Below are 10,978 nucleotides of genomic sequence, written 5' to 3'. Positions count from 1 at the left end.
TCAGCCGCGCTTCCACTGCTGGTTGGTCCCGCCGGTGCAGGTCCACTGCACGATGGCGGCCTTGTCCGCGGTGGACTCGTCCGCGACGTCCAGACACTTGCCGCTGCTCCGGGAGGTCAGCCGGACATACCCGTCGCCGGTGTCCGTGGCCTGCCATTGCTGGCCGGCCGCCGTGCCGCAGGACGACTGGACGACCTTGGCGCCGTCGTCGGCGGAGCCGCCGCTGGCGGTCAGGCACTGGGAGCTGTGCCGGGCGATCAGCTGGACATAGCCGCCTCCGGCGTCCTTGGACCAGAACAGCTGGTTGCCGCCGCCGTTGCAGGTGTACTGCACAGCCGCGGTGCCGTCCGTCTGCGAGGCGGAGGTGATGTCGGCGCATTTGCCGCTGTGCCGCGCGACGAGGGTGCGGTACGGCCCGCCGGAGCCGGTCACGGTGCCCGCCTCGGTGTCGACGGCCAGCTGCGGAAACCAGTCCATCGTCATGGTGCGGGAGGTCGGGAAGGACAGCGGCAGCCACACATAGCGGGAGTCGTTGACCTTGCCGCCGAAGGAGTTGCCCCAGCGGTCGCCCAGATACAGATAGGACGTCGCCCCGTCGCCCTGTACCGGCAGGACGTACGCGGTCTGGGAGCCGTAGGCGGTGGCGTCGCCGATGTTCGCCATCTCGGTCCACGGCCCGGCCAGGTCGGTCGCGGTGGCGTACTTCTGCTGGTTGGGATTCCAGCCGGTGGCGCCGGAGGTCAGCATGAAGTAGACGTTGCCGCGCTTGAAGAGCGCGGGCGCCTCGCGGTGGCCGCCGGGCCACGGGTTGGCCACCAGGCTCGCCACGCCCGTGTAGTCGTCGGTCAGCCGGTAGATCTGGAGGTCGTAGTTCTCCCGGGCCGCCGAGACCATGTATCCGGTGCCGTCGTTGTCCTGGAACAGTGTGATATCCCGCGACATGTGCTGGTCGAGCGGGCGGAAGCTGCCCCGCCAGGTGTAGTCGCCGTCGACGGTCGGGGAGGTGGCGACCGCGGCGCGCGCCTCGCCGTAGTCGGTGCCGTTCTCCTTGTGCATCCACATGACGAACTGCTTGGTCCGCTGGTTGTAGAGGACCTTGGGGCGCTCGATATTGGCCTTCGCCAGCTCGGGGTCGGTCGCCTGCGTCAGGACGTGCCGGCGGAACTCCCAGCTCTTGAGGTCCTTCGAGCGGTAGGCGGACACATAGCGGAAGGTGTTGTCGGTGTTCCGGTTCTCGCCGAACCAGTAGTAGTAGGCGCCGACCTTGATGGCTCCGCCGCCGTGGGCGTGCACCGGATCGCCCGAGGTGGTGGCGAACTGCGTTCCGTTGAGGACGGTCACCGGGGCGGCCTGGGCGCGGGAGGCGCCCATCAGCGGGGCCAGCAGGGCCGCGCACACGGCGGCCACGAGCGCCCAGAGGCGGGGGCGCCTCATCCGCGGGGCGGGCATCACGCAGTCTCCTTCGGGTGGATCGCCGTCCCCTGCCCGCGCGCGGGCGCGTCGGCCACCGGTATGCCGAAGTCCGGGGTGCCGTCGGCCTTCCAGGGCAGGGTCTGGATGCGGGTGTGCCGGTTGGGGTCGTGCAGCGGATCGCCGGCGATGTCCTTGTACTGGCGCGCGTGGTAGACGAGGACATCGGTACGGCCGTCCTCGGCGACCGTGAAGGAGTTGTGTCCAGGGCCGTACTGCTTGGTGGTGTCATTGCTGGTGAAGACCGGTGTCGGGCTCTTGGCCCAGGACGCGGGGGCCAGCAGGTCACTGCCCGCGGAGGCGGTCAGCAGCCCCATGCAGTAGTTGCTGTCGGTGGCGCTCGCGGAGTACGTCAGAAACACCCGGCCGTTCCGCTGGAGGACCGAAGGGCCTTCGTTGACCTTGTAGCCGCGGGTCTCCCAGTCGTAGGTCGGGCGTGAGATCTCCACCTGCGGGCCGGTGATGGTCCACGGGTTCGCCATCCGGGCGATGTAGAGGCTGGAGTTGTTGCCGACGTCCGGGTTGGACTGGGCCCAGACCAGATGGCGGGTGCCCTGGTGGACGAAGGTGGAGGCGTCGAGGGAGAAGGTGTCCAGCGGGGTGGCGATCCGGCCCTTCTCGGTCCAGGTGCCGGTCACCGGGTTGGCGCTCGCGTTCTCCAGCACCCACATCCGGATCTTCCAGACGTCGTTGGCGGGCGCGGCGGCGAAGTAGACGTACCACTTGCCGTCGATGAAGTGGATCTCCGGCGCCCAGATGTGGGCGCCCATGTCGCCGCTCGCGTGCTTCCTCCAGATCACCGACTCGGCGGCGGTGGCCAGGCCGTTCAGGGTTCTGGAACGGCGCAGGACGATGCGGTCGTACTCGGGTGCGGTGGCGGTGAAGTAGTAGTAGCCGTCGGTGTGCCTGACGATGTGCGGGTCGGCCCGCTGGAGGACGAGGGGATTGCGGTACGGCTCCGCCCGGCGCCCGCCCGGCGCGGCGTCCCGGTCCGCGGCATGGGCCAGGCCGGGCGCGCCCACGACGGCGCCCACGGCGAGGGCGCCTTTGAGGACCAGCCGGCGGCCGGGTTGCTGTTCACTGCGGCTCATGTCTGTCTCCCGATGACGGACCCCCGTGATCGATTTTGTTCGGAGATTAAGGCTTCTGATGAGTTCTGACAGGCCCTGTGGGAGGTGCGAAACTTTCGAAAACACTGTGGATCGGCCTCAGTTCACTCGTCGAGACTGAAGGCTTGTTGCGGAGACCAGGCTTACCTAGGCTCGCCGCAACAACCGGTTTCCAGAGCTGTGACCAGGAAGAAGTGGTGGGCAGATGACCGCAGGACCGATCCGGCTCTCCGAGGGGGCGCACACCGCGCTGCGCCCGGCCACCGCGGCCCGTATCACCGGCGGCTTCTGGGCGGCCAGGCGCCGCGTCAACGCCGAGGTGAGCATCGCGCAGGGGCCGCGCAGGCTCGAGGAGGCGGGCAACCTGGACAATCTGCGCGCGGCCGCCAGGGCGAAGTCACCGGGGTTCACCGGCGACTTCCAGTTCCAGGACTCCGATGTGCACAAGTGGCTGGAGGCTGCGTCCTGGCAGCTGGCCGACGGGGCGGCGGGCGCGGCCGGGACGGCAGGGACGGTCGGCGGGGAACTGGCCCGGGAGGTCGGCCGGTTGATCGAGCTGGTGGCGGCCGCGCAGGACACCGACGGCTACCTCCAGACGTACTACCAGGTCAGACCGGGCGCCCAGCGCTGGTCCGAACTGCACTGGGGACATGAGCTGTACTGCGCGGGCCATCTCATCCAGGCCGCGGTCGCCCACCACCGGGCCACCGGAGGCGCCGAACTGCTCGATGTGGCGGTGCGGTTCGCCGATCACATCGACGCCACCTTCGGCCCCGGCAAGCCGGTGGACGCGGTGTGCGGACACCCGGAGATCGAGACCGCGCTGGTCGAGCTGTACCGGGAGACGGGCGAGCGGCGCCATCTCGACCTCGCCGCCTACTTCATGGACCGGCGGGGACAGGGCACCCTCGGCGACGGCGCCGAGGACCGGGAGGCCGACCGCCGCCCCGGCGCCCCCTATTGGCAGGACCACGCCCCGGTGCGGGACGCGACCGAGGTCACCGGGCACGCCGTGCGCCAGTTGTATCTGCTCGCCGGGGCCGCGGATCTGGCGGCCGAGACCGGCGACGCGCGGCTACGGGAGGCGCTGGTGCGGCTGTGGGAGGACATGGCCGCCACGAAGGCCTATCTGACCGGCGGCGTCGGCTCCCGGCACGACCTGGAGGCGTTCGGCGACGCGTACGAACTGCCGCCGGACCGGGCGTACGCCGAGACCTGCGCGGCCATCGCCTCGATCCAGTTCGGCTGGCGCATGGCGCTGCTGACGGGCGAGGCCCGCTACAGCGATCTGATCGAGCGCACCCTGTACAACGGATTCCTGTCGGGCGTCTCGCTGGACGGGGACCGCTGGCTGTACGTCAATCCGCTCCAGGTCCGCGAGGACTACACCGGCCCGCACGGCGACCAGGGGGCGCGCCGCACGGAGTGGTTCCGCTGCGCCTGCTGCCCGCCGAACGTGATGCGGCTGCTGGCCTCGCTGCCGCACTACGTGGCCAGCGGCGACGCGGACGGCCTTCAGCTGCACCAGTACGCCTCGGGCTCGTACGCGGCGGGCGGCGGAGCGGTGCGGGTGGGCACCGGCTACCCCTGGGAGGGCCGGATCGCGGTCGTGGTGGACGAGGTCCCCGGAGACGGCGAGTGGACCCTGTCGCTGCGCGTCCCGCACTGGGCGGACAAGTACGGCGTGACGGTGAACGGCGAGCCGGTGGCCCCGCGCGCCGAGAACGGCTGGCTGCGGCTGCGGCGTCGCTGGCGGCCGGGCGAGACGGTGGTGCTCGACCTGCCGCTGCGCCCCCGGCTCACCCGTCCCGACCCCCGGGTGGACGCGGTGCGCGGCTGCGTCGCGATCGAGCGCGGGCCGCTCGTGTACTGCCTGGAGGAGCCGGACCAGCCGGACGGGCTGCGGCTCGACCGCGTCCGGCTCGACCCCGCGGCGACGCCGACCGCCAGGCATCGGCCGGAGCTGCTCGGCGGGGTCACCGCGATCACCGCCGGAGCGCTGCGCCCCCGGATCCGGCCCGAGGGCTGGTGGCCGTACGCCGACGCCAAGGCGCCCGGCGCGGCCGGCTCGGCCGGCGGACCGGGCTCCCCCGCGGCCGAGCCGGTCCGGGTGACCGCGATCCCCTACTACGCGTGGGCCAACCGCGAGGCCGGCGCGATGCGGGTGTGGATCCCGGTGTAAGGGCTTGTGCGGACGACCCGCTCGACGGGCCCTCGTACGAGCCGTGGAACTCACCGTACGGCCCGGACGTTGTCCGGCCGAGGAACACGGTCTTGTGCCCGAGGGCACCGGCGAACGGGAGGTGCGCCTTGAGCACCGGCTCCACAGACCGGGGAGCGGACCCCGGCGACCCAGGCGACTGGGACGATGTCGTGCTGGACGAGGAGTTCATACGGGGCGCGGAGGTGTCCGAGCCCGCCGCGCGCACCCGGATGCTGACCGCCCGCTGGCGGCGCCGCGCGCCCGAGCCTCAGCCGTGGCGCGCCGACGAGCCCCCGGCGGGCTGGTTCTGGAGCAAGCGCCGCAAGCGGCGACGGCGGCGCTAGCAGCGGCGGTGGCGATCGCGCCGGCGGTGGCAACAGGGGCGGCGATTTTCGGCGGGCAGGGCAGCAACGTTTCGATGAGCGGCGGCGACCAACCGTCGCGGGCCGGCACGTACCCGTACCGCCCCTCCACGGGGGCGTGCCGCCCGCGTCCACTTCCCGACCCGGAAGCGAGCCGCCATGCCGCTCTTGAGAAAACTCCGAATGCTCCTGGTCGCCGTGGCGGCCGGGGCGCTGTCCGTCATCGGCTTCTCCGCCCCCGCGGTGGCCGCCCCCTCGGCGACGGCCGACACCTGGAACCCGCCGAGCAACCTCGTCCAGCCGCTGAACGAGGTCTGGAAGCACGTCGAGTCCACCTACCCGAACCTGTACGGCTTCAAGAACTACGGCTGGGACCAGGTGATGGCCAACAAGGGCAGCCTGAACTACTGCGTCCGCTGGGAATCCGACCAGCCCGTCAGTGCCGCGCTGCGCGACCAGATCCACACCGCCCTCAAGCGGCAGTCCAAGAAGTGGATCGACTCCGTCGCGGGCTTCGAGGGCTTCCCGTACAACGACGTCCCGGTCAAGATCGTCGGCTGGGCCGTCAAGAACCGCTCGACCCTCCAGTGGACCGACAACTCGGTCGACATCTACACCGGGCTGGAGAGCGAAGGCGCGCCGCAATGTTCCCCCGACTGCGGCCGCTTCTTCCACCAGGACGGCAACTACTCCAAGTGCCCCGGCGGCGCGGCGCGCCACTACGACCAGTCGCTGTGGCTCACCAAGGGCTTCGGCGGCGGCGCGGGCGGCGACTGGGGCCAGCGCATCGGCAGTGAGTACATGGTCGGTGCGGTGAACCAGGACAACATCCACATCCTGCTCCACGAGATCGGCCACACCTACGGTCTGGACGACTTCTACGACTGGACCCCGACCGGTGTCGGCGGCTTCCTGATGCAGGCGGGGACGGCCGACCGCATCACCGAGTTCGACAAGTGGATGTACCGCGATTTCTGGCGCCATCTGAAGAGCCGGTACGGCCTGTAGCACCCGTACCGCGGCCCCGTACGCCCCCCAGCGTACGGGGCCTGTCCTCGGTTTTTCGAAAGTTTCGAGCGATGTTGAATCCTCAATTCCGAGGGCTTCCCCGTTGACTTGGGGCGCCTTAATGTAGGGACCGGTTGCTATCCGGTCAACATCTCGGGCGCTAAGCGCCCGTATTCGAAACTTTCGCATCAACCGGTGGGGACGGAAGGGGATTCTCGATGGCGCGATCCTCGGGGTCGACGGGTCCTACCCTGGCGGTCATCGCCCGCGAGGCGGGGGTGTCGGTGCCGACCGCCTCGAAGGTGGTCAACGGCCGGGAGGACGTCGCCCCGGACACCCGGCGCCGGGTCACCGAGGTGCTGGACCGCCTGGGGTATGTGCGCAGGCCCCGCTTCGAGGCGTCCAAGCCGCCGGCGCTGATCGACCTGGTGGTGCACTCGCTGGACACCGCGTGGTCGGGGGCGGTGCTGCACGGCGTGGAGCAGGCCGCGTACGACGCGGGTCTCGACGTGGTGGTATCGGCCGGGCTCACCCGCACCCGCGGCGGCCGCCCCGAGCGGGGCTGGCTGGACAAGCTGTGCGCCCGCGGCAGTGCCGGGGTGCTGTTCAACCTCGCCGAGCTGACGCCCACTCAGTACGCGTGGCTGGACGAGCACCGCATCCCGTTTGTGATGATCGATCCCGTGCTGGACCCGCCCCCCGGGGTGCCCTCCGTCGGCGCCGCCAACTGGCAGGGCGGGGTGAGCGCGACCGAGCATCTGATCGGCCTCGGACACCGGCGGATCGCGGTGATCGGCGGATACCGGCGGAAGCAGTGCAGCAGCGCCCGGGTCGCCGGATACCGCTCGGCGATGTCGGCGGCCGGGCTGCGCGTCCCGCCGGACTATGTGCGGTACGGCAACTTCGACGAGGGCGTCTCCCGTCAGCGAATGTGCGAGCTCCTGGAGCTGCCCGAGCCGCCCACCGCCGTCTTCACCTGCTCCGACCAGATGGCGCTCGGCGTGTATCAGGCGCTGGCGGAGCGAGGGCTGCGGGTGCCGGACGACATCAGTGTGGTGGGCTTCGACGATCTGCCGCAGGCCCGCTGGGTCACGCCCGCGCTCACCACGGTGCGCCAGCCGCTGTCCGAGATGGCGGCGACGGCGCTGCGCAGCCTGCTGCGGCTGATGTCGGGCGAGGTGCCCGAGGGCACCCGGACGGAGCTGTCCACCCGGCTGGTGGTCCGCTCCAGCACCGCGCCTCCGCCCGGCGTTCTCTCGTGACCGAGAAGTCGAACACTGACCGGACATCCGGACGATCATGTACGGCGACGAGCGACAGCGCTATGGTAAGCGCTTACCAGAGCTCTGCGCCCGACCCGCCCGCACCGTCGCACCACTCACCCGGGAGGTACCTCCGCCGTGTTCGTCGATATGCCCCTGGACCAGCTGCGCGCCTATCGGCCGTCCCTGCCCGAGCCCGAGGGCTTCGACGCCTTCTGGGACCGCACCCTCGCCGAGGCGGGCGAGCACGCCCTGGACGCGGTGTTCACCGAGACGGACACGGGGCTGGCGCGACTGCACACCTACGATGTGGAGTTCTCCGGCTTCGGCAGGCACCGGATACACGGCTGGCTGCTGGCGCCGCGCGAGGCGAAGGGCCCGCTGCCGTGCGTGGTGCAGTACATCGGCTACAGCGGCGGGCGGGGCCTGCCGCACAACTGGCTGCTGTGGCCCTCGGTGGGCTACGCGGTCTTCGTCATGGACAGCCGTGGCCAGGGCACGTCCCCGAACAACCCCGGGACCACGCCCGATCCGGTCGGCGGCACCGGGCCCGAGGCCGCCGGCAAGATGACCAAGGGCATTCTGTCCCCGGACGACTACTACTACCGCCGTCTTTACACCGACGCGGTGCGCGCTGTGGCGGCCGCCCGCGAGCACCCGCTGGTCGACGCGGCGCGGATCGTCGTCAGCGGCGGCAGCCAGGGTGGCGGTCTGGCCCTGGCGGCGGCCGGGCTGGTGCCCGATCTGACCGGGGCGCTGGTCGATGTGCCGTTCATGACGCATATCCGCCGCGCCATGGAGATCACCGACGCGGACCCGTACGGGGAGGTGGCCCGGTTCTGCGCCGGCCGCCGGGATCTGGCGGATCAGGTCCTGGCCACGCTGGACCACTTCGACGGGCTCAACTTCGCCGCCCGCGCCAACGCCCCCGCGCTCTTCTCGACCGCGCTGCGCGACGCGGTCACCCCCACGTCCTGCGGGTTCGCCGCGTACAACCACTACGCGGGCGACAAGGACCTGAAGGTGTGGGCCTTCAACGGCCACGAGGGCGGGGGCGTGCACCAGCAGGCCGAGCAGATCGCGTTTCTGCGCGGCCTGTTCGGGTGAGCGGGCGCGGCCCCGCCGATCCCTCCCGGCAGCGGAGCGGAGCGGACCGGCCGGGGCTCACCTGGCCGGGGCCGCGAGGCTCTCGTCGCGCCGCACCAGGGCGGCGTACCGCCCGCCCATGACCAGCAGTTCGTCATGGCTGCCCCGCTCGGCGATGCGGCCGCCGTCGAGGACCACGATCTGGTCGGCGTCCCGGACGGTCGACAGGCGGTGGGCGATGGTGATCGTGGTCCGCCCGGCGGAGAGGGTGTCGATGGCCTCCTGCACGGCGTGCTCGGTGCGCGTGTCCAGGGCGCTGGTGGCCTCGTCGAGGATGAGGACGGGCGGGTCGCGCAGTACGGTCCGGGCGATGGCCAGGCGCTGCTTCTCACCGCCGGAGAAGCGGTAGCCACGCTCGCCGACGAGGGTGTCATAGCCCTCGGGCAGCGAGGCGATGTGATCGTGGATCTGGGCGGCCCGCGCGGCCGCCACGATCTCCTCGTCCGTGGCGTCGGGCTTGGCGAAGCGCAGATTGTCGGCCACGGAGGCATGGAAGAGATAGGTCTCCTGGGAGACCACTCCGACCGCGCGCGAAAGGGTGTCGAAGTCGAGGTCGCGAACGTCCACTCCGTCGATCAGAACCCGGCCGCCGGTCACGTCGTAGAGCCGCGGCACCAGATAGCTGAGGGTGGTCTTGCCGGATCCGGTCGGTCCGACCACGGCCAGGCTGCCACCCGCCGGGACGGTCAGGTCGATGGAACTGAGCGCGCCCTTCTCGCCCTGCTCGTATGAGAAGTCGACATGGTCGAAACGGACTTCACCGCGCACCTTCTCCAACCGCACGGGCTCGGCCGGCTCGGTGATGTCGATCGGCAGGTCCAGGTACTCGAAGATGCGCTGGAAGAGGGCGAGGGAGGTCTGGATGTCCACTCCGGTGGACAGCAGGCTGACCGTGGGGCGGAACAGCCCCTGCTGGAGCGATACGAAGGCGACCAGTGTGCCGATGGAGACCGTGGGGCCACCCGAGTCCAGGACCATGCCGGCGGCCCAGTAGATGATGGCGGGCATGGCGGCCATGACGATGCCGATGGTGGACATCCGCCAGCGCCCGGCCATGCTGGAGCGCACCTCCAGGCCGACCAGGCGCTCGGACTCCCCAGCGAACTCCCGCGTCAGCGACTCGGACCGGCCCATCGTGCGGCCGAGCAGGATCCCGCTCACCGACAGGGACTCGGTCACCATCGCGGACATGGCCGCCATCTGCTTCTGGCGCTGCGAGGTGATCCGCTTCCGCTCGCGCCCGACCCGGCGGCTGATCAGGACGAACACCGGCAGCAGGAGCAGCGAGACGACGGTCAACCGCCAGTCGAGGGCGAGCATCGCGACGACCGTGGCGACGACGCTGGTGAGGTTGGAGACCAGTGAGGTCGCGGTGGAGGTGACGGTGGCCTGCATGCCGCCTATGTCGTTGGCGATCCGGGACTGCACCTCGCCGGTGCGGGTGCGGGTGAAGAAGGCGAGCGGCATGCGCTGAAGCCGGTCGTAGACCGCGGTGCGCAGATCGTGCATGACGCGCTGGCCGACGGTCGTGGAGATCAGCGTCTGAAGCACGCCGAAGACGCTGGTGACGACCGCGGCAGCGATCATGCCGAGGGCGAGCAGGGTCAGCAGTCCGGTGCGGCGATCGGGAATCGCGGTGTCGAGGATCTCGCGGAGGAGGAACGGCGAGGCGACGGAGACCAGCGCGGAGGCGGCGACGAGCAGGCCGACAAGGGCCAGGCGGCCGCGGTAGGGGCGGAAGAGTCCGAGGATGCGCCGCAGCTGGGCGGGCTGGTCGGGGTCGGCGGCAGGTGGGGTCCACGGGGATGTGTCGTGGTGCATGGGCTCCTTCAGGGCAGGGGCGGACGACCTGTGGCCGCTGACGGCGCGGCCTTTCAGAGCATAGCTCATTGTTACCTATACTCACAATGAACCTTGTCCTGATAGACTGCGATCATGCCCACGCCCGAGACCTCAGGCATCCTCGCGGAGCAGCTGCTGCGCCTGACCCGCAGACTGCACCGCGCCCAGAAGCGGCACATGGAACCGCTGGGCATCACCCCCGCCCAGTCCCGGCTGCTGCGCACGGTCGCCCACTGCGACCGGCCGCCGCGCATGGCGGACCTCGCCCAGCGGCTCGAGGTGGTCCCGCGCGCCGTGACCACGCTGGTGGACGCTCTGGAGGCGCACGGCTCGGTGCGCCGTGCGCCCGATCCGGAGAACCGCCGGGTGGTGCGCGTCGAGCTCACCGACACCGGCCGCGCCACGCTCCGCGCGCTGCGCGACGCGCGCCGGGCCGCCGCGGAGGACATCCTGGCCCCGCTGTCCGACCGGCAGCGCGATGTGCTCGGCGAGCTGCTGGACACGCTCGCCGGCACTCCCGATCAGGGCCGCTACTGAGGCGCCCGTCGCCGGGACGCGCTATGCCCGCCCCGGGAC

The 10,978-nt window shown here is 70.9% G+C and carries 9 protein-coding genes; 6 read left to right on the top strand and 3 right to left on the bottom strand.

Translation table 11 applies throughout. The features are described from left to right. Both ACZ4WQ_RS33015 and ACZ4WQ_RS33010 read right to left on the bottom strand, forming a co-directional pair. Positions 1 to 1,449: an RICIN domain-containing protein gene (locus tag ACZ4WQ_RS33015; RefSeq protein ID WP_468022651.1), complete on the bottom strand. Its 1,449-nt coding sequence runs from the start codon at positions 1,447 to 1,449 to the stop codon at positions 1 to 3. After that, positions 1,449 to 2,561, bottom strand: coding sequence for a glycoside hydrolase family 43 protein (locus ACZ4WQ_RS33010; RefSeq protein ID WP_385349425.1), 1,113 nt, complete (start codon positions 2,559 to 2,561; stop codon positions 1,449 to 1,451). The genes ACZ4WQ_RS33015 and ACZ4WQ_RS33010 overlap by 1 nt, the downstream gene beginning before the upstream one ends. A gap of 223 nt (positions 2,562 to 2,784) precedes the next feature. Between ACZ4WQ_RS33010 and ACZ4WQ_RS33005 the strand changes: the two genes are divergently transcribed. The 5 genes from ACZ4WQ_RS33005 to ACZ4WQ_RS32985 all read left to right on the top strand — a co-directional run bounded on the left by ACZ4WQ_RS33005 (position 2,785) and on the right by ACZ4WQ_RS32985 (position 8,521). After that, the gene (locus ACZ4WQ_RS33005) at positions 2,785 to 4,761 is read left to right on the top strand and encodes a glycoside hydrolase family 127 protein (protein WP_468022650.1); all 1,977 of its coding nucleotides are present in this window, start codon (positions 2,785 to 2,787) and stop codon (positions 4,759 to 4,761) included. Between the two features lie 128 nt (positions 4,762 to 4,889). Beyond that, complete coding sequence (locus ACZ4WQ_RS33000; RefSeq protein WP_311728710.1) at positions 4,890 to 5,126, top strand: SGM_3592 family protein; 237 nt, start codon at positions 4,890 to 4,892, stop codon at positions 5,124 to 5,126. Between the two features lie 201 nt (positions 5,127 to 5,327). After that, positions 5,328 to 6,152 carry a hypothetical protein gene (locus ACZ4WQ_RS32995; RefSeq protein WP_385349463.1) on the top strand — a complete coding sequence of 275 codons (825 nt, stop codon included), beginning with the start codon at positions 5,328 to 5,330 and terminating at the stop codon, positions 6,150 to 6,152. A gap of 218 nt (positions 6,153 to 6,370) precedes the next feature. After that, positions 6,371 to 7,414, top strand: coding sequence for a LacI family DNA-binding transcriptional regulator (locus tag ACZ4WQ_RS32990; protein WP_311728711.1), 1,044 nt, complete (start codon positions 6,371 to 6,373; stop codon positions 7,412 to 7,414). Positions 7,415 to 7,552: 138 nt separating this feature from the next. Continuing rightward, entirely contained in the window at positions 7,553 to 8,521 is a 969-nt protein-coding gene (locus tag ACZ4WQ_RS32985; RefSeq protein ID WP_468022649.1) for an acetylxylan esterase, read from the top strand. Between the two features lie 57 nt (positions 8,522 to 8,578). Here the strand turns inward: ACZ4WQ_RS32985 and ACZ4WQ_RS32980 are convergent, their stop codons facing one another. After that, entirely contained in the window at positions 8,579 to 10,381 is a 1,803-nt protein-coding gene (locus tag ACZ4WQ_RS32980) for an ABC transporter ATP-binding protein (RefSeq protein WP_361185525.1), read from the bottom strand. Positions 10,382 to 10,495: 114 nt separating this feature from the next. Here ACZ4WQ_RS32980 and ACZ4WQ_RS32975 point away from each other — a divergent pair, with 114 nt between their 5' ends. Next, positions 10,496 to 10,939: a MarR family winged helix-turn-helix transcriptional regulator gene (locus tag ACZ4WQ_RS32975; RefSeq protein WP_311728714.1), complete on the top strand. Its 444-nt coding sequence runs from the start codon at positions 10,496 to 10,498 to the stop codon at positions 10,937 to 10,939. Positions 10,940 to 10,978 lie beyond the last annotated feature (39 nt).

Source organism: Streptomyces sp. NPDC028305 (genome assembly GCF_055569495.1).
Note: the sequence above shows the minus strand (reverse complement) of the source record. Positions and strands in the feature narration are given on the sequence as shown.

What these genes read in the sequence shown, in the direction of transcription:
- ACZ4WQ_RS33015 (WP_468022651.1), bottom strand. Translation starts at nt 1,449, where the DNA reads ATGCCCGCCCCGCGGATGAGGCGCCCCCGCCTCTGGGCGCTCGTGGCC.
- ACZ4WQ_RS33010 (WP_385349425.1), bottom strand. Translation starts at nt 2,561, where the DNA reads ATGAGCCGCAGTGAACAGCAACCCGGCCGCCGGCTGGTCCTCAAAGGC.
- ACZ4WQ_RS33005 (WP_468022650.1), top strand. Translation starts at nt 2,785, where the DNA reads ATGACCGCAGGACCGATCCGGCTCTCCGAGGGGGCGCACACCGCGCTG.
- ACZ4WQ_RS32995 (WP_385349463.1), top strand. Translation starts at nt 5,328, where the DNA reads ATGCTCCTGGTCGCCGTGGCGGCCGGGGCGCTGTCCGTCATCGGCTTC.
- ACZ4WQ_RS32990 (WP_311728711.1), top strand. Translation starts at nt 6,371, where the DNA reads ATGGCGCGATCCTCGGGGTCGACGGGTCCTACCCTGGCGGTCATCGCC.
- ACZ4WQ_RS32980 (WP_361185525.1), bottom strand. Translation starts at nt 10,381, where the DNA reads ATGCACCACGACACATCCCCGTGGACCCCACCTGCCGCCGACCCCGAC.
- ACZ4WQ_RS32975 (WP_311728714.1), top strand. Translation starts at nt 10,496, where the DNA reads ATGCCCACGCCCGAGACCTCAGGCATCCTCGCGGAGCAGCTGCTGCGC.